Source organism: Paraburkholderia rhizosphaerae, from assembly GCF_004366595.1.
Classification (GTDB): Bacteria; Pseudomonadota; Gammaproteobacteria; order Burkholderiales; family Burkholderiaceae; genus Paraburkholderia; species Paraburkholderia rhizosphaerae.
This window is the reverse complement of sequence record NZ_SORE01000001.1, coordinates 340,836-361,769: the sequence shown is the minus strand read 5'-3', so window position 1 is coordinate 361,769 and position 20,934 is coordinate 340,836. Positions and strand designations below refer to the sequence as shown.

Sequence of the window (20,934 nt, the reverse complement as noted above, 5' to 3'; positions counted from 1 at the left end):
CTGGCTTCCCAGCCGGCATATTCATTATTCGCGCGTGTCCGCGCGCGCGGGCGGCTTGCCCTGCGGGTAGGCATGACTTCTTGATCGCCTCGTCGCGGGCGCCTCAGCGGAGATAGTCTTGGCCGTTTCCAATCCAGTCGTGGACAACAACACGCAAACCGACGCCGCTGCCGTCACGTCGGGCAGCTCGTTCTACCTCGCCATGCGCATTCTGCCGGCGGCGCAGCGAGACGCGATGTACCACGTTTATGCGTTCTGCCGTGCAGTCGACGATATCGCCGACGGTGGCCAGCCGCCCGCCGAACGCGCTGCCGCGCTCGAGCGCTGGCGCGCCGACATCGATGCTTGCTACGCAGGTTCGCCGCGCGACTCGCTACGTGAATTGACCCGGCATATCCATACGTTTCATCTGCAGCGCGAAGACTTCCACGCGATGATCGACGGCATGGCGATGGATGCGCAAGCGGACATCTGCGCGCCGGACGAGGCGACCCTCGATCTTTACTGCGATCGCGTCGCGAGCGCGGCAGGCCGTCTGTCGGTGAGAATATTCGGGATGCAGGAGGAGCAGGGCCGCGACCTGGCTCACCATCTCGGGCGCGCGCTGCAGCTCACCAACATTCTGCGCGACATCGACGAAGACGCCGGGCTGAACCGCTGCTATCTGCCGCGCGAACTACTCGCACGCGAGGGCATCGCGGTGACCGACCCCGCGACGATCGCCGACGATCCTTCTCTTCCGCGCGTGTGCGCGACGATCGCCGAACGCGCGAAACAGCACTTCCGGGCGTCCGACGCGATCATGGATCAATGTCCGCGCATCCAGGTGCGCGCGCCGCGCATCATGTCGGCGGTCTATCACTGCCTGCTCGATCGCACCATCGACCGCGGTTTCGATATCCCGCGCACCAAAGTCCACAAGCCGCGTGCGCGGCTGTTGTGGATCCTCGCGCGGTACGCATTCTTCTGATGCGCATGCTGGTCCACGTGATCGGCGCAGGCCTCGCGGGCCTCGCCGCTGCAGTGCAATTGCAGCGGCGAGGGGCGCAGGTCGTGCTATACGAAGCGGCGGAGCAGGCGGGCGGGCGTTGCCGTTCGTACTATGACCGCACGCTCGGCGCGACCGTCGACAGCGGCAATCACGTGGTGGTGTCGGGCAACCATGCCACTTTGAATTACCTGCGCGCGGTTGGCGCGGGCGACGAACTGGTCGGGCCGAGCGAGCCGGAGCTGAATTTCATCGACGTCGCGACGCGTTCGCGTTGGACCGTGCGGCCGTCGCCGGGACGTGTGCCGTTCTGGATGCTCGACCCGGCGGCGCGAGCGCCACACACGCATATGGCGGACTATCTGTCGCTCGTGCCGCTGCTATTCGCGAAGCCGGGCCGCACGCTCGCGCAGACGATGCGCTGCAACGGCGTGCTATGGGACCGCATGCTGCGGCCGCTGCTGACGGTGATGATGAACGTCGAGCCGCGCGACGGCACGGCCGGGCTCGCTGCGATGGCGTTGCGCGAGACGCTCGTCACCGGCGGCGATGCTTGCCGGCCGCTGGTTGCGCGCAATGGGCTGAGCAGCGCATTTGTCGATCCGGCGTTGCGCCTGTTGCAGCATGGCGGCGCGACGATCCGGCTCGATGCGCGGCTCGACGGCATCGACTTTGCCGACGGCCGCGCGAGCGCATTGCATGTCGGCGGCGAGCGCATTGCGTTCGAAGCGGGCGAAGCGATGGTGCTGGCGGTACCGCCGCATGTCGCGCAGGCATTGGTGCCGGGCTTGCAGGCGCCGCAGCGCTTCTCGCCGATGGTGACCGCGCACTTCGCGGTCGAGCCGCCTGCCGGCCATCCGCCGACGGCGGCGCTGATCAACGGCACCGCGCACTGGCTGGTGGCCGCCGAGGGGCGTTTGTCCGTGACGGCCTACGGCGCCGACCGTCTCGCCGGCATGCCGCGCGACGCGCTGGCGCAGACGCTCTGGACCGACGTCGCCCAGGCTGCCGGCCTGCCGGCACAACCGCTGCCGGTGTGGCAGATTGGAGTCGACCCGCTCGCGACCTTCGCCGCGGTGCCCGACGAGGAGATGCGCCGCCCGGCGGCGCGCACCCGCTGGAATAACCTGATGCTTGCGGGCGACTGGACGGCTACCGGTCTGCCCGCGACGATAGAAGGAGCGATCCGCTCGGGCCAGAAGGCCGCGGATCTGCTTCTGAACGAACCGATGGAACGTCGATGAACGATTTATCCGTGGCCCAGCAGTTGCAATTGGGCGAAGCAAACCCCGCGGGCGGCGGCGCGCAAGCCGCGCAGCCGGCGGCGCCCAGTGTTGCGCTGGACGCGGCTGTTGCGCGCGCAACCGACGCGATTCTCGCCGCGCAGAAAGCGGACGGCCACTGGGTCTACGAACTGGAAGCCGATGCGACGATACCGGCCGAATACGTGCTGCTGGTTCACTATCTCGGCGAAAACGCGGACATCGAACTCGAGCAGAAGATCGGCCGCTATTTGCGGCGCATCCAGCTGCCCAATGGCGGCTGGCCGCTCTTTACCGATGGCGCGCTCGACGTCAGCGCGACGGTGAAGGCCTATTTCGCACTGAAGATGATCGGCGATCCCGAAGATGCCGACCATATGCGCCGTGCGCGCGAAGCGGTGCTGGCACACGGCGGCGCGGAGGCGGCGAATGTGTTCACGCGCGTGCTGCTCGCGCTGTTCGGCGTGATTTCGTGGCGCGCGGTGCCGGTGATGCCGATCGAGATGATGCTGCTGCCGCAGTGGTTTCCGTTCCATCTGTCGAAGGTGTCGTACTGGGCGCGCACGGTGATCGTGCCGCTACTGGTGCTCGCGGTGAAGCGTCCGGTTGCGCGCAACCCGCGCGGCGTGCGGATCGACGAGCTGTTCGTCGGTGCGCCGGTCAACACCGGCATGCTGCCGCGTGCGCCGCATCAGAGCAAGGGGTGGTTCCGCTTCTTCCGCTCGATTGATGCGGTTCTGCGCGTGAGCGATGGGCTTTTTCCGAAAGCGACGCGTGAACGCGCGATTCAGGCGGCGGTGGCATTCGTCGACGAACGCCTGAACGGCGAAGATGGCCTCGGCGCGATTTTCCCGGCGATGGCGAACTCGGTGATGATGTACGACGTGCTCGGTTACCCGGCCGATCACCCGCATCGTGCGATTGCGCGCCGCTCGGTCGACAGGCTGCTCGCCATTCACGAAGACGAAGCGTACTGCCAGCCGTGTCTGTCGCCGGTGTGGGATACGTCGCTGGTCGCGCACGCATTGCTTGAAACCGGCGATGCGCGAGCTACTGCCGCGGCTGCGCGCGGCCTCGACTGGCTGGTGCCGCTGCAGGTGCTCGACGTGCGCGGAGACTGGATTTCGCGTCGGCCCGACGTGCGGCCCGGCGGCTGGGCGTTCCAGTACGCGAACGCGCATTACCCCGACGTCGACGATACGGCGGTGGTCGTGATGGCGATGCACCGCGTCGCCGTGGACACGCAAACGCAAGCCTACGATGCGGCGATTGCGCGGGCGCGCGAGTGGATCGTCGGCATGCAGAGCAGCGACGGCGGCTGGGGCGCGTTCGAGCCGGAAAACACGCACTATCACCTGAACAGTATTCCGTTCTCCGATCACGGCGCGCTGCTCGATCCGCCGACCGCGGACGTATCGGGCCGCTGCCTGTCGATGCTCGCGCAGATGGGCGAACTGCCGGCGAACAGCGAGCCCGCGCGGCGCGCGTACGACTATCTGCTGAAGGAGCAGGAAGCCGACGGCAGCTGGTATGGCCGCTGGGGCATGAATTACATCTACGGCACCTGGAGCGCGCTGTGCGCACTGAATGCGGTGGGCATGCCGTTCGACCATCCGGCAATGAAACGCGCGGCGCAATGGCTCCTGTCGATCCAGAATGCGGACGGCGGCTGGGGCGAGGACGGCACCAGCTACAAACTCGAATACCGCGGCTATGAGCGTGCGACGAGCACCGCGTCGCAGACTGCGTGGGCGGTGCTTGCATTGATCTGCGCCGGCGAAGTCGACCATCCGGCAGTGGCGCACGGCATCGAGTACCTGGTGCGCGAGCAGCGCGAGCATGGGTTGTGGGACGAAACGCGCTTTACGGCTACGGGCTTTCCGCGTGTTTTCTATCTGCGGTACCACGGCTATCGCAAGTTCTTCCCGCTGTGGGCGCTCGCGCGCTACCGGCAGATGAAGCGGGCCGGCGAAACGCGCGTCAAGGTCGGCGTGTGAGCGCTAGTGCGCCGCCGGTGGCGGGCCATGTCGGCGCCGCGTTGCCTGTTATCGCCGTCACCGGGATGGCGTTCGAAGCCCGCATTGCGCGAGGCAATGGCGTCGATACGGTTTTCGCGGCGCGTGCCGATCTGCTCGAGCACGCGCTGAACGCCGCCGTTGCGCGCGGCTGCGCGGGCATCATCAGCTTCGGCACAGCGGGCGGGCTCGCGCCCGATCTCGAGCCCGGCGCGTTGATCGTTGCTGATGCGGTCGACGGGCCGCTTGGGCCCATTTCTATCGATATCGCCTGGTCCGATCGGATCGCCGCAGCGCTCGCGGCGACGCAGCTCGCATCAAGGCTGCACCGCGGCCCGCTGGCGGGCGTTGCAGCGCCGCTGACGGGCGCGGCGGACAAGGCGGAGCGCCATCGTTCGAGCGGCGCGCTCGCGGTCGATATGGAATCTCATCTGGCCGGCGCGATCGCCCATGCGCACGGCCTGCCGTTCGCGGTATGTCGCGCGGTGGTCGACCCGGCGTGGCGCACGCTGCCGCCCGCCGCGACGGCCGGCTTGCGGGACGACGGCAGCACCGCGATCGTGCCGATCCTGCGTGAACTGATCAAACAGCCGTCGCAGATTCGTCCTCTGATCCAACTCGCCGCGGATGCGCGCGCGGCCCGCGCCGCGTTAGTGGAGGCGCGACGTGCGCTGGAGCAGGCGGGCGCGCTTCGGCTCCAGTCCCGATAAACCGCGTCGACGCCTTCCTTCTGAATGGCACGTCATGAAGTGACAGCGGCCGCGCGCCTGCGGGTTGGGGCGTCGGCTGGCTGTAACGGCGAATGGGGGCCGTGAGGCGCTGCGGCAGGCCACGAAGACGGGCCGTAATGGCCTGCCAAAGTAGTCGCCTGGGCCGTCGGCCGGTGCGCCATGGCGGTGGCGCCGTGAGGCGGTGGCAGACCGCGAGGACAGCGCAGTGGCCGTGCCAAAGTAGCCTTGTGATTGCGGAGTTGCGGTCGCCTGGGCGCCGGCACATGCGAGGCCCCGGCTGGCGCGTAATGGCGATGCAGCGGTGGGCAGAGGCCGGCCGCGAGGACAGCGCAGCGGCCCAGCCAAAGCTCACTCGCTACTGCGGCGCCGCAGTAGCCGGCGCTGCTTCGCCCGGATCGGAATAGTCCGGCGCGGCCGCGCCGCCCTTGCTGTTACCACCCGACGAGCTATCCGGATCACTGTTATTCGGCAATGCCGGCGCGGAGTCGTTGCCGCCGCCTGCCGGCGCGCCCCCGGCACCCGGATCGGTGTACATCGGCACGCCCGCCGGCGCGGCACCCGAAGCCGGCGCGCCCGGCTCGGCACCGGAGTCTTCGGAATCGCCGTAGTCAGGCAGTGCCTGCGCCGGCGCACCCGCGCCGCGCAGCAGCGCGCGACGCTGCTGCGTGTACGCGTCGCGCACGAACGAATACTTGTCGAGTGCCGCCTGTTGCAGCAGGTTTGTCGCGCCTAGCAGATCCGAACGCACGCTGACGAACTGCACGCCATACAACGCCGTGCGCGGCTCCCAATCCAGGTAGTGAATCGGATTGAAGCGGAAATCGACTGCGAAGCCGATACTGTCGCGGAACGAACTCGGCCCGAACAGCGGCAGCACGAGATACGGGCCAGAAGGCACGCCCCAGCGTCCGAGCGTCAAGCCGAAGTCCTGCCGGTGTTTCGGCAGTCCGGCAGGCGTCGCGAAGTCGAGCAGGCCGCCGATGCCGAACACCGTGTTCATCGTGAAGCGCATCAGCGTCTCGGCCGCCTCGGTGATATGCAACTGCAGCAGGCTGTTGGCCAGATTGTCCAGATCGCCGATATTCGAAAAGAAGTTGCTGATCGCCTGACGAATCGGCTGCGGCGTGACCTTCTGGTAGCCCTTCGCGATCGGCACGGCGACGGCCGTGTCAACCTTGTCGTTGACGTTGAAGATCACGCGGTTCATCGGCTCGAGCGGGTCCCCGGGCTTGCGGTCCGGGCCCGTCGCACATGCGCTCATGAGGCCGGCGGCAAGCATCGCCAATGCGGCGGTTCGCATTTTCATGCATCAATCCTTTGTTTTTTCTTCGTCGTTACGCGGCGCACCCGCGGTTTGCCCATCAGTACCGGTTGAAATACCACAGCGCCGATCAACGTGCAGAAGAGCGACAGCGCGAGCAGCTTGCCCATGCTCGACGTGCCGGGGTGGTGCGACAGCCACAGGCTGCCGAACGCGGTCGCGGTGGTCGCCGCACTGAAGATCACCGCGTGCGTGAGGCTGGATTGCAGCAGGCCGGTTTCGCCGCGGCGCCATGCCATCACAAAGTAGATCTTGAACGCGACGCCGACGCCGAGCATCAGCGGTAGCGCGATGATATTCGCAAAGTTAAGAGACATGCCGAACACCACGCAAAGCTCAAGCGTGACAACGGCCGACACCAGTAGAGGAATCAGCGTGCGCAGCACATCGCTGAACCGCCGCAACGCGATCCATAGCAGCGTCGTGATCGCGACGAGCGCCCAGCACGCCGCCTGCACGAACGAAAGAATGATGACGTTCGCCGAATGCAGGATCGAAATCGGGCCACCGATCGTCGCCGGCTCGGCGTTTTTTACTGCTTGAGCGAAGCGGCGCAGCATCACGTCGTCGCCGGGGTCGGTGCCGGGCGGCACCTTCGGCGAAATCTCGACGAGTGCCTGGCCGGTCGGCGCGATCCAGTCGCGCACGATGTCGTGCGGCAGCGTCGCCTCGGTGATCGGCGACGGTTGCAGCAGGTTCGTGAGTTGCCGCAGCGCGATCCGCAGCGGCTCGGAGATCGCGGTTTCAGCACGGTCGCGGGTCGCGGCATCGGCGGCGGCCAGTTTGGCCAGCGCGGCCGACAGATGCTGTGCTTCAGCGGCTCCCGGGCCCGGGTGGTCGCCGGCGGCGAGCGAAAGCTGGTTCGCGGTGCGCTTTAACGCGTCGACCCGCACCGCGTCGGTTGCCGCCGGCGCGGGCGTCTGCGTGAGTGCCGGCAGTAATTGCTGCGCCGCGGCGGCGATCAGTTCGAGTTTTTGCGGTTGATCGGGCGGAATGAAAGTGGAGAGCGTCGTCGTGCGGCCGACTTCCGGCAGTTTCGACAGACGCGCCGCAATCGCGTCCGCGCCAGCGAGATTCGGCGCGAGCGCGCGAACGTTGTTCACGCCGGCTTCCGGTGAATCTTTCAGCGACAACAGCGTCGCCATCGATTCGGTATGCGGATCCTTCAGATGCAGCGGGTTGAAGTCGAAATGCAGACGCGCCAGCAGTGGCAATGCGCCGATGATCACGGCCAGCGTGATGATCAGTACGGGTTTGCGATTGCGGTCGAGATAGTCGTCGACGGGCGCGAGGAAGCTAAAGCCCGGAGACCCCGCTTCGCCGGGCGGATTGAACACTTTCAGCAAGGCCGGCAGCAAGGTCATGTTCGTGAAATACGCGATGAACATGCCGACGCCCGCAATTTTTCCCAATTCCGATACGCCGCGATACGCGGTCGGCAAAAACGAAAAGAAGCTTTCGGCGACGGCCACCGCGGCGAGCGTCAGCGGCACGCCGATGCTGTACGCAGTATTCACGAGCGCGGCCGCGAGCCGGTTGTCACGATGGCGCTCTTCGCGGTATTTGACGCCGTACTGAACGCCGAAGTCGACACCGAGCCCGACGAACAGCACCATGAACGCGACCGAGATCATGTTCAGCGCGCCGACCATCATCAGGCCGATCGCGGCCGTGATCGCCAGACCGACGAAGAGCGTGATCAGCACCGCGACGATCATGCGGCCCGAGCGCAACGCGAGCCACAAAATGAACAGGACTACCGCGAGCGTGATGATGCCGTTGACGGCCGCACCGTCCCGCACCGATGCGAACTCTTCGTCCGCGAGCGGCTGCTGGCCGGTCAGGCGCACCCGTGCGCCGTATTTCTGCTCGAGGTTCAGCGACGCGGCCGTCTTGCGGATCTGGTTCGATGCGTGCGCGCCCGCTTGCAACGCGCCATAGTTGACCACCGGCACGACCGTGACGAATGCGCGCGCGGGCTGCTTCGCTTCGCTCTTGTCGACCAGCGCGCGCCACGACATGACCGCCTGCTGACCCGCGAGCACGCGGTCGAGCGTGCTCGCGCTTTCCGACAGCAGATGGCTCATGTCGCTCAACTTCACCTGACCGATCGTCAGCGGCAGCTGAAGGCTGGTATTGAGCGTGTTCGCGAGGCCGGTGAGGCTGGGGTCGTGGGCGAGCGAATTGATCAGCGGCCGTGCCTTCGCAAGCTGCGAGGTGGTCGATTCGACGTCGCTCACCGATGGAAACAGCAAACCATTGCGTTCGAAGAATGGCCCGCCGCCCGGCTCGGTGACCCGTACGAACTCATTTTTTTCTTTTTGCAGTGCGGCACTGAGTTCGTCCGCGGCGGCGCCGGCAAATTCGGGCGCACCCGCCTCGACCACGACGAGGATCGTGCCGCCGCGATCGGGAAACGCCTGATCGATTGCGTTGTCGAGCGCAGCCCACTTCTCGTCGTTCTCGACGAGCTTGCTCACATCCGTGTTGATCTTGAAGTGGTGGGCGACGTAAAAGCCGCTCGCGATGGCAAGCGCGAGCGACACGCCGATCACCTGCAACGGACGGCGCACAGAGAAGACCGCTAGGCGGACGATGGATGACTTCAGCATGTAGGCGCAGAGCCCCTGTCATTGAATGGCATTTTCTGCAAGAGCGCTCAAGTATACCGACGCAACCTGGGCCGTAGGCGGATCGAAGGACGGGCATGCGTGTCAAAGCGATGTGACAAAGCCGTTATACTGGCCCTTCGCCCGCTGCCTTGCTGTGCTGGCGCCCATTGTTCAACGTACCGATCCACATATGAAACGTTACCTGACTGTTTTTATGGCAGCTGCCTTCGTGTCCACCGCGGCTATTGCACAAACCGCGCCTGAGGCTGTCGTGAAGAGCGCGGTGCAGGGCACGGTCGAGGCAATGAAGGCCGACCCTCAGGCACGCGGTGGCGATATGAATAAAATCACCGCCGTCGTCGAATCGCACTTCGTGCCTGCGACGAACTTCCAGCGTACGACGCGAATTGCGGTTGGCAATGCGTGGAAAACCGCCACGCCGGACCAGCAGAAACAGTTATATGAGCAGTTCCAGTTACTGCTGGTACGCACTTATGCATCATCTTTATCGCAATTGCGCGGCCAGGACGTGAAGTTCCGCTTTCTGCCCGCGAACGTCGGCGCCAGTGGCAATGATGCTGTCGTGACCTCCCATGTGCTGAGCAGCGGCGGCGACGATCAGATCGACTACCGGTTGGAGAAAACCCCCAGCGGCTGGAAGATCTACGACATCAACATGTTGGGCGCGTGGCTGATCCAGGTCTACCAGACGCAGTTTCAGGAGCAGCTGTCGAAAGGCGGCATCGATGGTTTGATCAAGTTCCTGACCGAGCACAACGCGCGCAACGCAGCTTGATTGCGCCGCATCGTTTCTGCACGGCGCTTCCTTCTTCTTTCTTCCGAACCGGGCCGGGCGCTGCATCACGTTTTCTTGCTGCGATGCTCGACGGCGAACTTGATCAACTCGGCCTGGCCGTCGATATCCAGCTTGCGCTTCAGATTCAGCCGATGCGTTTCGACGGTCCGCACCGATAGTCCATTGCGCTGTGCAATCTGTTTGCTCGACAGACCTTCGGCCAACGCATCCAGAATGTCCCGTTCGCGAGGCGTGAGACGCGCAAGCGGCGATTGCGCAGCTGATGCGTGGATCATTCGCACGCCGAGTCCCGCGCTGAAGAATGTCTGCCCGCCCAGCACCGCGCTAATCGCGCGGATGATCTCGGTGGCGGGCGAGTCTTTCAGCACATAGCCGCTTGCGCCCGCCTGAACCGCTTGCGTGACGTACTCGATGTTGTCGTGCATCGACAGCATCAGTACGCGGATATCCGGGAAACGCTGGCGGAATATGCCGGCGAGCGTGATGCCATTCATGCCGTTCATGCCCACATCCATCAGCACGAGATCCGGCCGGTGTTCGGATGCAAGCGCGATCGCTTCGTCGGCGTTGCCCGCCTCGCCGACCACCGCGAAGCCCGGCACGGCTTCGAGGCGGGCGCGCAGGCCGTCGCGCACGAGCGGATGATCGTCGACGAGGATCAGGCGGGCGGTGTCGGGCGACGCATCGCTCATGGTCGGTCCTCCTGCGTAACCCGTGCGCCTGCGCTGGATGTCTCGGCTGATGTTTGCGCACGGGTGCTGGCCGCAGGCACCGGTACCGAGGCCTTCACGACCGTGCGCCCCGGCTGCGACGCGAGTGACAGCGCACCGCCCAGTGCTTCGAGCCGCTCGCGCATGTTGCGCAAGCCGACGCCGGCATACGGGTCAGCCTGCACGCGTTCGACGTCGAAGCCGCATCCGTCGTCTTCGATGGTCAGCGCGATGGTTTGCGCGGAGATGTCGAGCGCGAGTAGGGCCTTCGATGCGCGGGCGTGCCGCACGATATTCGTCAACGCTGCCTGCGCGATGCGGAAGAGGACGGTATTGACCGCGTCGGGCAGCAGCATTCCCTGTGCCTGGCCGCGTCGCGCGAATTCGATCGTCACGCCGGATTCAGCGCTCAGTTCGCGCGTGAGTTGTTCAAGTGCGGCGGCGAGGCCAAGGTCATCCAGCATCGAAGGCCGTAACGCGTGCGAGATACGCCGCACCTCGCGCAGGGTGTCCGCGAGCCGCGTCAGGCTAGTGGATAACGCGGCTTCCGCGGCCGGCTCGCGCACGTCGCTGCGTTCGAAGCGCGCGAGCGCTGATTCGAGCAGCAGCTTGATCGACACCATCATCTGGCTGATGCCATCGTGCAGCTCGCGCGACAACCGCGCGCGTTCATTCTCCTGCGATGCGACGACCTGTTGTGCGAGGCGCCTGAGCTTCGCATCAGCGCTGCGATATTCGCTGACGTTCAGAACCAGCGCGCATAGCGAGATCACGCACAGGCCCGCGAGTGCGATGCCGCCGATCCACATCATCGTGCGCTCGATGTTCGACGACGCGCGCTGATCGATGCGACTCAGCGTGGTGTCGACGTCGTCCAGATAGATGCCTGTGCCGAGCATCCAGCCCCAACGTTCGAGCGGCACCACATAGCCGAGCTTCGGCGCGAGCTTACCGGTCGTCGGACGATGCCATACGTATCGCACATAGCCGCCGCCTTGCGCCGCGGCGGCGGTCAGCTGCTGGATCGTGAGCGACCCGGCCGGATCGCGCAGCGTCCACAGATCGCGCCCAACCAGATCGGGCTCGCGCGGATGCATCAGCGAGCGGCCGTGCATGTCGTAGACGAAAAAGTAGCCATCCTGACCGAACTCCAGCTTTTCCAATACCGCGAGCGCGCGGCTGCGCAACGCCGCGTCGTCGTCCGGATTCGCGCCGGCCGCTTCGTAGAGCGGCGCGATCGCGCTCATCGCGAGATCGACGTAGTGACGCAACTCGATTTCCTTGCTCGCGAGATACGCGGCCTGCATCGTGGCGTGCTCGGTTTGCGCGAGCATCGTGGCCTGGTGGCGCACGCCGATTCCAATGCCGCCGATCGCCACCAGGAACGGCACGATCGCGAGCAGGAATATCTTCGCTTTGAGATTCATCGCTGAAAAGTCTGCCAGATGGCATACGTAGTAATACGTAGCGCGCATACGTAGTTGTGCGCTTGTGACACCGGGGGCGAAAGCGAATACTACACGCCCGGAGCATGGTAGACATACGATCGTCCGTCGGCTCCTCGCATTCACTGATTGAATTCGTATAACTAAACAGGAGACTCCATGAATCGGGCTTCCGGATTCCTGGTATGGACGGCAGTCGCGCTGCTCGGCGCGTTCGCGTTCGGCACGATTGCACTCGCAAACGGTGAACGCGTCAGCGCACTGTGGGTCGTGATTGCCGCGGTTTGCGTGTATCTGATCGCCTATCGCTTTTATAGCCGCTTCATTGCGAACAAGGTCTTGCAACTGGACGGCGATCGCATCACGCCCGCTGTGCGGCACAACGACGGCCTCGACTATGTGCCGACCAACAAATACGTGCTGTTCGGTCACCATTTCGCTGCGATCGCCGGCGCCGGGCCGCTCGTCGGTCCTGTGCTCGCCGCGCAGATGGGTTATACGCCCGGCATGCTATGGATTCTCGCCGGCGTCGTGTTCGCGGGTGCGGTGCAGGATTTCGTCGTGCTGTTTATCTCCGCGCGACGCGACGGCCGCTCCCTCGGCGACCTGGTCAAGATGGAACTCGGCACCGTGCCGGGTGTGATCGCGCTGTTCGGCGCGTTCCTGATCATGGTGATCATCCTCGCGGTGCTCGCGCTGATCGTCGTGAAGGCACTGACGAACTCGCCGTGGGGCACATTCACGGTTGCCGCGACCATTCCGATCGCGCTGTTCATGGGCATCTATACGCGCTTTATCCGGCCCGGCCGCATCGGTGAAGTGTCGATCATCGGCTTCGTGCTGCTGATGGCGGCGATCGTGTTCGGCCAGCAGGTGCATGACTCGGCGGAACTCGCCGCGTGGTTCACGTTCAGCGGCACGCAACTCACATGGATTCTGATCGGTTATGGCTTCGTCGCGTCGGTTTTGCCGATCTGGTTGCTGCTCGCACCGCGTGACTATCTGTCGACGTTCCTCAAGATCGGCACAATCGTCGGGTTGGCAATCGGCATTCTGGTGGTCGCGCCGGAACTGAAGATGCCGGCATTGACGAAGTTCGTCGATGGCACGGGCCCGGTATGGTCCGGCAATCTGTTCCCGTTCCTGTTCATCACGATCGCGTGTGGCGCGGTGTCCGGGTTCCATTCGCTGATTTCGTCGGGTACGACGCCGAAGATGCTCGATAACGAGCGCAACGCGCGCTTTATCGGCTACGGCGCGATGCTGATGGAATCGTTCGTCGCGATCATGGCGCTGGTGGCTGCTTCGGTGATCGAACCCGGCATCTACTTCGCGATGAACGCGCCGGCGGCCGTGCTCGGCACGACGCCGGACGCGGTCGCGCAGACGGTGTCGCAATGGGGCTTCCTGCTGACGCCGGACATGCTGACCGAAACGGCGAAGGCAGTCGGTGAAACAACCATCGTCGCGCGTGCCGGCGGCGCGCCGACGCTCGCGGTCGGCATGGCGCAGATCCTTCATCAGGTCATCGGCGGGCAGGCGATGATGGCGTTCTGGTATCACTTCGCGATCCTGTTCGAAGCGTTGTTCATTCTGACCGCGGTCGATGCCGGCACGCGTGCGGGCCGCTTCATGCTGCAGGATCTGCTGGGCACATTTCACCCGGCGTTGAAGCGCACGGAATCACTGCCGGCCAATCTGATCGCAACCGCGCTGTGCGTGGCGGCGTGGGGTTACTTCCTGTATCAGGGCGTGGTCGATCCGCTCGGTGGCATCAACACGTTGTGGCCGCTGTTCGGTATCTCGAATCAGATGCTCGCCGGCATTGCACTCGTACTCGGCACGGTGGTCCTCTTCAAGATGAAGCGCGAGCGTTACGCATGGGTCACGCTGGTGCCGACCGTCTGGTTGCTGATCTGCACGTTGACCGCGGGCTGGCAGAAGATTTTCGACGCGAATCCGAAAATCGGCTTTCTTGCGCATGCGGCGAAGCTTCGTGCGGCAGCGGATGAAGGCAAGATCGTCGCGCCCGCTAAATCGCTCGCACAGATGCAGCGCGTGATGTTCAACGACTACGTCGATGCGGCGCTCGCGGGCCTGTTTATTCTCGTGGTCGTTAGCATTGCGGTGTATGGCGTGCTGGCGGTGCTGCGCGCGCGCCGCGCCGATCGGCCGACGGTGCTGGAGGCGCCGTTCGACACGATGCCGGCCACTCGCGCGCGCGGTGCGAACTAAGCGAGGCGTGCGCGATGTTCTCGAATCTTCGCGACGACCTCAAGACCGCAGGCCGCTATCTGGGCGACACGCTGCGCCTGATGGTGGGCCTGCCGGACTATGACACCTATGTCGCGCATATGCGCGACACGCATCCCGACCGTCCGGTGATGACCTACGACGAGTTTTTCCGCGAACGTCAAAACGCGCGATATGGGTCGGGTGCGGGAAAGTGCTGCTGAGCTGAACGGGAGCGGGCGTCACGCTGCATCAGAGGCAACGCAGCGAAGCCAAGCCAAGCCGCAAAATGTAAAAAGCGCAACGGTGTGAGCCGTTGCGCTTTTTTTGCTCTCCGCATGAATTGAAGCTGGCGGCCGCAAACCGCCGTGCGCGATCAGTTCATCGCGGCAGCCGTCTCGACCTTCTTGCCCTTGCCGGTACGCTTGATTTCTTCCAGCTTGATCTCGACGTGGCGCGAGAACACGTACTCTGCCGGACGCTGCTTGTCGAGCGGAATATCCTTCGCGAACGCGCCGGTGGTCTTCGGGCCATTCATGCTGACCTTCAGCGCCTTCAGCGGATGCGTGACGGTATCCACCACCGCAGTCGCTTCGAAGCCGCTGTGGACCATGCAGTCCGCGCACTTCTCGTAGTTGCCGGTGCCGTACTGGTCCCAATCGGTGGTTTCCATCAGTTCCTTGAAGGTCTTCGCATAACCTTCGCCGACTAGGTAGCACGGACGCTGCCAGCCGAACACCGTACGCGCCGGGTTGCCCCACGGCGTGCACTTGTACGTTTGATTACCGGCGAGGAAGTCGAGGAACATCGCCGACTGGCTGAACGACCAGTTCTTGCCGTTGTTGCCGCGCTTGAAAATTTCGCGGAACAGGTGCTTGGTCTTTTCGCGGTTCAGGAAGTGCTGTTGATCCGGTGCGCGCTCGTACGCGTAACCCGGCGACACGGTGATGCCATCGACGCCCAGCGGCTTCAACGTATCGAAAAACGCGGCGACGCGCTCAGGCACCGCGTCGTTGAACAGCGTGCAATTGATGTTGACGCGAAAACCGCGGCGTTTCGCTTCGCGAATCGCGGCGACGGCCTTCTCGTACACCCCTTCCTGCGACACGGAATGGTCATGCATGTCCTTGTCACCGTCGAGGTGCACGGACCAGACGAAATACGGATTCGGCTCGTAGTCGTCCATTTTCTTTTCCATCAGCAGCGCGTTCGTGCAGAGGTACACGAACTTCTTGCGCGCCATGATGCCCTTGACGATTTGCGGCATTTCCTTATGCAGCAGCGGCTCGCCGCCCGCGATCGACACGACGGGCGCACCGCACTCGTCGACAGCTTCGAGGCATTCAGCCAGCGACAGCCGCTGATTCAAAATCGGATCCGGGTAGTCGATCTTGCCGCAGCCATTGCAGGCAAGGTTGCAACGAAACAGCGGTTCGAGCATCAGTGCGAGCGGATAGCGCTTATTCCCCGACAGGTGCTGGCGCATGATGTAGGCGCCCACCCGAACTTTCTGTAGCAGCGGAATAGACAAGACGTTCTCCTTAAACTTCGCGTGCAGCGAGTGGTTGCGTCAGTTTCGACGGCAACTTGAATTCAACTTTCTCTTCACGGCCCGCCATTGTCGTGACTTCGACGGGGCTCAACGCGCGCAGCGCATTAATCACGTGTTCGACCATTTCTTCCGGCGCCGATGCGCCGGCCGTGATGCCGACGGTTTGCGCATTCGCGAACCATTCCGGCTTGACTTCCGTACCGTCGGCGACCAGGTAGCTCGGCACACCGGTTTCGCTACCGATTTCGCGCAACCGGTTCGAGTTCGAACTGTTGGTCGCGCCGACCACCAGCAGCACGTCGACCTGGCTGCTCAACTCGCGGACCGCCGCCTGCCGGTTTTGCGTCGCGTAGCAGATATCGCGCGTATCCGGTCCGACGATGTCGGTAAAGCGGTTCAACAGCGCATCGATAATGCCACGGGTGTCATCGACCGACAGCGTCGTCTGCGTAACGTACGCCAGGGGCGTACCGATGGGCAGATCGAGTTTTGCAACTTCGGCTTCGCTTTGGACCAGCAAAACCTTGCCCGGAATCTGGCCGATCGTGCCCTCGACTTCCGGATGCCCGGCGTGGCCGATCAGAATCAGCGTGCGGCCCGCGGCGACGTACTGGCGGCCCTGCACATGCACTTTCGTGACAAGCGGGCAGGTTGCGTCGAGCACGTCGAGGCCGCGCTGTTCCGCCGCGCGTTCGACGCTTTGCGCGACGCCGTGCGCGCTGAAAATGGCGACCGCGCCTTCGGGCACTTCATCGAGTTCTTCGACGAAGCGAGCGCCCTTTCTGCGCAGGTTATCGACCACATGCCTGTTGTGGACGATTTCATGGCGCACGTACACGGGTGCGCCGTGTTGCTGCAACGCGCGGTCGACGATTTCGATCGCGCGTACAACGCCCGCACAAAAGCCGCGGGGTTGAGCAAGGATGACTCGCATATGCTGGCGAACTCCGACTGACGCGGGGTCTTTGACGATGAAATCGGTAAAAACGACTCGATCGCCGCGTCCATTATTAGTTGACGTCTTAAAACCGACAAAAAGCCACAGGTTGAAGACCAAACGCGCATTCTAACGCTAACGTGGCCCGTTTGCCTCCACGCCCTTTCGGGCGGCGGCGCGGCGCGGCAAAAATGACTCGATGCGCAGGCGGCACGCAACCTTTAAACTATGGGCCCGCGCGGCCGGAGCTACTGTGACGCCGCTTGCTGAATGTGGAATCTAGAGGCTCGCTGGATGGAAGTCCACCATTACGATCATTGTCCTGTTGCAAACGCGCCGCAGTCGGCGGCCACGTGTGAGTCCGGCGTGAGGCGGCGAGTGCCGGCCATTCCGGTCATTCGTGCGGCCAGGCGATCACCCGGCGAAGAGGCCCTCGCATGAGCGCGGCGGTGCTGTTCATCCTCAGTTGTCTGTCGCTTCTGATCTGGTGCGTGCTGCTGTTTGCGCGCGGCGGGTTCTGGCGCGCGCGTCCGGCCGTGCCGCTCGCGACAGATGCACGCGACGCGTGGCCGGCCGTCGTCGCGGTCGTTCCAGCGCGCAATGAAGCCGACGTGATTGGTGCCGCGCTGACGTCCCTGCTCAAGCAGGACTACGCGGGCGCGTTTCACGTCGTGGTGGTCGACGATCACAGCACCGACGGCACCGCGGACGCCGCACGCGCCGCCGCGCTCCAGCTTCAATGCCCGGACCGTTTGACCGTGGTGCTCGCCAAGCCGTTGCCGGCGGGCTGGTCGGGCAAGGTGTGGGCGCAATCGCAGGGCATCGAGGCGGTCCGGGCGCACGGTCTGCCGTCCGACTACCTGTTGCTCACCGATGCGGATATCGGCCATCCAGCCGATGCCGTCGCGCAACTCGTCGCGCGTGCCGATGCCGAAAAGCGGGATCTCGTGTCGCTGATGGTCCGTTTGCGCTGCGATTCGTTCTGGGAAAAAGCGCTGATCCCGGCGTTCGTGTTTTTTTTCGCGAAGCTGTATCCGTTTTCGTGGGTCAATAATCCGCGCAATCGCACCGCGGCTGCCGCGGGCGGTTGCATGCTCGTGCGTCGTAGCGCGCTCGAGGAGGCTGGCGGCATCGAGTCGATCCGTGACGCGCTGATCGACGATTGCACGCTTGCCGCGCGCATCAAGCATCGCGGCGAAGGCCGTCACCCGATCCGGCTGGACGTGGCCGCGCGTAGCCTGTCGTTGCGACCCTATGACGACTGGCAGGAAATCTGGAACATGATCGCGCGCACCGCGTTCACGCAACTGCACTACTCGGCGTGGCTGCTGGTTGGCACGGTGGCCGGCATGGTGATCATTTATATGGTGCCGCCGGTGGTCGCACTGACGCTCGGTCCGCTTGGCTGGCCGGCGTGGCTCGCATGGGGCGCGATGTGCTGCGCGTATGCGCCGATGCTGCGTTACTACGGCCGTTCGCCGTTCTGGGCGCCGTTTCTGCCGCTCATCGCGCTGTTCTACGTGAGCGCGACGATCGGGTCGGCGGTGCGGTACTGGCGGGGCAAGGGCGGGCAGTGGAAGGCCCGCGTCCAGGCGCCGGCGCAGGAACGATAGGACACGCATGCTCATGACTGCATCGACCACCTGGCGCCGCCTGCTTTGCATCGGCGCACTGTGGCTCGGTTTGATGCAGATTGCATGGGCCCAGCAAAGCGGTAACGCGCGGACGCAGAGCGACGTCGCCACGTCGGCATTGGCCGCGGACCTCACCGCCGCGAGCAACCCGTCGCCGGACAGCGTCCACGCGACCAGTGACCATGTTTCGGACTATCTCGCGAAGAAGTTCGGCGTCGCGAAAGAAAAGGCGGTGCAGATCTCGAACGCGGTCCGCGTTGCGTCGGAAAAATACGCTCTGCCGCCGGCGCTGCTGCTCGCAATCATTTCGATCGAATCGCGCTTCAAGGAAAAGGCCAAAGGCCGTAATGGCGCAACCGGTCTGATGCAGGTGGTGCCGAGCGCGCATCGGCCGTTGCTGAAGAACGTGAAAGATCTGACGGAACCCGTCACCAATATCGAAATAGGGTCGGCGATCCTGTACGGCTACGCGAAGTCCGCGGGCGGCGACCTGAACGCGGCGCTGAAGAGCTACGGTGGTTCAAAGGCTTATGCCGATATGGTGAGTCTGCGGGCGAGGACGTTCGCGCCGGTCGTCGAGCCGCAAGACGGGACCGCGGTGACATCGCCGAGCATCCGGGCCGACGCCTGCGACGCGCGTTGGACGACGTTCTGCATTCGGCCCATCGCGTGGCCGGGCCCGACGGCCGACCTGACGGAAAGCGCGTCCGACCCGACAGCACCGCAGGCGATGCCTCTGCCGGGCGTGCTGTTGCCGCTGCTGCGTTAAACGTGCAGCCGACGCCGGCCTACCGCTGCCGTGTCGGGACTTAGTCTTACAGCCGTCACGCCTGCGTCAGCATCATGTACATCTGAATCACCATATCCGGCGAAAACGTGAACGGCACCCATCCGTGGCCAGTGTGACGCATCACCAGCAGGCGGTCGCCATTCGACTGCTTCTGCACGGCCATCATCGGATTTTTCGTCGAAACGAAACGCCAGCCCGCAGGCAGATTGGCTGGCGCTTCCGGCTGCATCGACGCGCGCGCATTCGACAGTTCCTCGATGAGCTGGCCGACCTGCAACGGATGCAGCAGTACTGTCTGGCCGCCGATGGTCATCGCGATTTCGTTCTGGCTTGGCCGCTCGATGTGCAGCGTGGGTTTGTCAGCGGGTTGCGGTTGCGTGTCTCGATGGGCGTCGGTGCGGCTGCTGTCGACGTCGCCGCTGGCGACCGGGTCCGCATGCGCGTCCGTTTGCGCGGATGACGCGGTGGCCGCTGACGTGCCGGCCGATGCCGACGTGGTGGATGCCGCAGCGACCGATGCCGCGGCGGCGTGAATGAGATCATCGACGCTCGCTTCGAGCGCGCCGATCTGTTCCTGAAGGTTCATGCGACGGTTCTCTGAGAAGACCCGCGATTTTACCTTTCGGATAGTCCTTTTACGCTCGGCCGCAGCGGCCGACGTTGTAACAAAATGCAGCGCGCGCGTGGACCCATCGTGCGCGCCGCTGTGAAACCGCGCGCTTGCCGCGTGCGCTTCACCGGTTCAGATACCCCGCCTCGCGAAACCAGTCGAGCGCATCCTTTAGCCCTTCGCGATACGGTCGCGCGTGGTAGCCCAGTTCGCGCTGCGCTTTCGCCGACGTGAAGTACATCTTGTTCTTCGACATCTTCAGCGCGTCGACAGTCACGAACGGTTCGCGCTTCGTCACCTTCGCGACGGCTTCGGCGCCAAGCGCGAGCGGGTAGAGCGGCCAACGCGGCAGACTGATGGTCGGCGGCTTGCGATTCGACAGCGCCGCGATGTCGGCGAGCATCGTCTGCAGCGGCAGATTCTCGCCGCCGAGAATATAGCGTTCGCCGATCTTGCCGCGCTCGAGTGCGAGAAAATGCCCGGCGGCGACATCGTCGACATGCACGAGGTTCAGGCCCGTATCGACGAACGCTGGTATCTTGCCGGTCGCCGCTTCGACGATGATGCGCCCGGTCGGCGTCGGCTTCACGTCGCGCGGGCCGATCGGCGTCGACGGATTGACGATCACCGCCGGCAAGCCGTCGTTTGCGACCATCCGTTCGACCGCGCGCTCCGCGAGCACCTTGCTGCGTTTATAGACACCGACCGCCTGCTGCGGCGTCATCGGCGCGGTTTCGTCGACGGACTGCCCGGAGCCCGTCACCTTCAGCGTCGCGACGCTGCTCGTATAGACGATGCGCTCGACGCCCTCTTTCAGCGCGGCGCGCATCGTCGCTTCGGTGCCTTCGAGGTTCGCGCGCTCGATCTCGCTTGGGTCGGGCGCCCACAGCCGATAATCGGCCGCGACATGCATCAGGTAGCGTACGCCGCGCAACGCAGCGCGCATCGATGCTTCGTCGCGCATATCGCCGACCGCCACTTCCGCGTCGAGCGCCTCGATATTGCGGCGCGGACTGGTCGCGCGCACCAGCACGCGCACCGCGAAGCCTTTCTGTTGCGCGATGCGCGCCACCGCCGAGCCGACGAAGCCCGATGCGCCGGTGACGAGCATGAGATCGCGATTCTGATCAGTCATTCCTCTGTGGTTCCCCGCTTGACAGTTGTCGGATTGTACGTGGGCGGAGATGTCGCGTGGCGGTTGCCGGCATGTCGCGCGACGGGGATCGATGTTGCGTGTGCGGGCATTCGGTCTGCGACGCGACTAGAATGCCCGCTTGA

Annotated in this window: 17 protein-coding genes; 9 read left to right on the top strand and 8 right to left on the bottom strand. The window is 64.4% G+C overall.

The genetic code is table 11. The annotated features are described in order from the left end of the window. The first annotated feature begins 118 nt into the window (after positions 1-118). The 4 genes from hpnD to BX592_RS01525 are packed head-to-tail and all read left to right on the top strand — an operon-like array spanning position 119 to position 4,975. Positions 119-970 (top strand): presqualene diphosphate synthase HpnD, encoded by an 852-nt coding sequence (gene hpnD, locus BX592_RS01540; RefSeq protein WP_134189871.1) that lies wholly within the window; start codon positions 119-121, stop codon positions 968-970. Further along, entirely contained in the window at positions 970-2,232 is a 1,263-nt protein-coding gene (gene hpnE, locus BX592_RS01535) for a hydroxysqualene dehydroxylase HpnE (RefSeq protein WP_134189870.1), read from the top strand. Before hpnD ends, hpnE begins: the two co-directional genes overlap by 1 nt. After that, positions 2,229-4,247, top strand: coding sequence for a squalene--hopene cyclase (gene shc / locus BX592_RS01530; protein WP_134189869.1), 2,019 nt, complete (start codon positions 2,229-2,231; stop codon positions 4,245-4,247). Before hpnE ends, shc begins: the two co-directional genes overlap by 4 nt. Next, positions 4,244-4,975 carry a phosphorylase gene (locus BX592_RS01525; RefSeq protein WP_341803003.1) on the top strand — a complete coding sequence of 244 codons (732 nt, stop codon included), beginning with the start codon at positions 4,244-4,246 and terminating at the stop codon, positions 4,973-4,975. Before shc ends, BX592_RS01525 begins: the two co-directional genes overlap by 4 nt. Before the next feature lie 376 nt (positions 4,976-5,351). On the opposite strand, the gene BX592_RS01520 is transcribed toward BX592_RS01525, so the two are convergent. After that, positions 5,352-6,302 (bottom strand): MlaA family lipoprotein, encoded by a 951-nt coding sequence (locus tag BX592_RS01520; protein ID WP_134189867.1) that lies wholly within the window; start codon positions 6,300-6,302, stop codon positions 5,352-5,354. Next, positions 6,299-8,929 carry a hopanoid transporter HpnN gene (hpnN, locus tag BX592_RS01515; RefSeq protein ID WP_134189866.1) on the bottom strand — a complete coding sequence of 877 codons (2,631 nt, stop codon included), beginning with the start codon at positions 8,927-8,929 and terminating at the stop codon, positions 6,299-6,301. The genes BX592_RS01520 and hpnN overlap by 4 nt, the downstream gene beginning before the upstream one ends. 190 nt (positions 8,930-9,119) lie before the next feature. On the opposite strand from hpnN, the gene BX592_RS01510 reads away from it, so the two are divergent. Then, positions 9,120-9,725, top strand: a complete 606-nt coding sequence (locus tag BX592_RS01510) for an MlaC/ttg2D family ABC transporter substrate-binding protein (protein WP_134190006.1) — start codon at positions 9,120-9,122, stop codon at positions 9,723-9,725. Positions 9,726-9,790: 65 nt separating this feature from the next. Here the strand turns inward: BX592_RS01510 and BX592_RS01505 are convergent, their stop codons facing one another. Then, positions 9,791-10,438, bottom strand: a complete 648-nt coding sequence (locus tag BX592_RS01505) for a response regulator (protein WP_134189865.1) — start codon at positions 10,436-10,438, stop codon at positions 9,791-9,793. After that, positions 10,435-11,883: a cache domain-containing protein gene (locus tag BX592_RS01500; RefSeq protein ID WP_134189864.1), complete on the bottom strand. Its 1,449-nt coding sequence runs from the start codon at positions 11,881-11,883 to the stop codon at positions 10,435-10,437. Before BX592_RS01500 ends, BX592_RS01505 begins: the two co-directional genes overlap by 4 nt. Before the next feature lie 177 nt (positions 11,884-12,060). On the opposite strand from BX592_RS01500, the gene BX592_RS01495 reads away from it, so the two are divergent. Both BX592_RS01495 and BX592_RS01490 read left to right on the top strand, forming a co-directional pair. Beyond that, entirely contained in the window at positions 12,061-14,136 is a 2,076-nt protein-coding gene (locus BX592_RS01495; RefSeq protein ID WP_134189863.1) for a carbon starvation CstA family protein, read from the top strand. Positions 14,137-14,150: 14 nt separating this feature from the next. After that, the gene (locus BX592_RS01490) at positions 14,151-14,357 is read left to right on the top strand and encodes a YbdD/YjiX family protein (protein ID WP_134189862.1); all 207 of its coding nucleotides are present in this window, start codon (positions 14,151-14,153) and stop codon (positions 14,355-14,357) included. Between the two features lie 152 nt (positions 14,358-14,509). Here BX592_RS01490 and hpnH read toward each other — a convergent pair whose 3' ends face one another. Beyond that, a complete protein-coding gene (gene hpnH / locus BX592_RS01485; protein ID WP_134189861.1) occupies positions 14,510-15,664 on the bottom strand; it encodes an adenosyl-hopene transferase HpnH in 1,155 nt (384 codons plus the stop codon). Positions 15,665-15,674: 10 nt separating this feature from the next. After that, positions 15,675-16,619 (bottom strand): 4-hydroxy-3-methylbut-2-enyl diphosphate reductase, encoded by a 945-nt coding sequence (ispH, locus tag BX592_RS01480; RefSeq protein ID WP_134189860.1) that lies wholly within the window; start codon positions 16,617-16,619, stop codon positions 15,675-15,677. A 440-nt stretch (positions 16,620-17,059) separates the two neighbouring features. On the opposite strand from ispH, the gene BX592_RS01475 reads away from it, so the two are divergent. Next, a complete protein-coding gene (locus tag BX592_RS01475; RefSeq protein WP_134189859.1) occupies positions 17,060-18,235 on the top strand; it encodes a glycosyltransferase in 1,176 nt (391 codons plus the stop codon). Between the two features lie 13 nt (positions 18,236-18,248). Beyond that, positions 18,249-19,025 carry a transglycosylase SLT domain-containing protein gene (locus tag BX592_RS01470; protein WP_243849235.1) on the top strand — a complete coding sequence of 259 codons (777 nt, stop codon included), beginning with the start codon at positions 18,249-18,251 and terminating at the stop codon, positions 19,023-19,025. Between the two features lie 55 nt (positions 19,026-19,080). On the opposite strand, the gene BX592_RS01465 is transcribed toward BX592_RS01470, so the two are convergent. Next, complete coding sequence (locus BX592_RS01465; protein WP_134189858.1) at positions 19,081-19,632, bottom strand: hypothetical protein; 552 nt, start codon at positions 19,630-19,632, stop codon at positions 19,081-19,083. Positions 19,633-19,780: 148 nt separating this feature from the next. Continuing rightward, positions 19,781-20,791, bottom strand: a complete 1,011-nt coding sequence (gene hpnA, locus BX592_RS01460) for a hopanoid-associated sugar epimerase (protein WP_134189857.1) — start codon at positions 20,789-20,791, stop codon at positions 19,781-19,783. Positions 20,792-20,934: the final 143 nt, after the last annotated feature.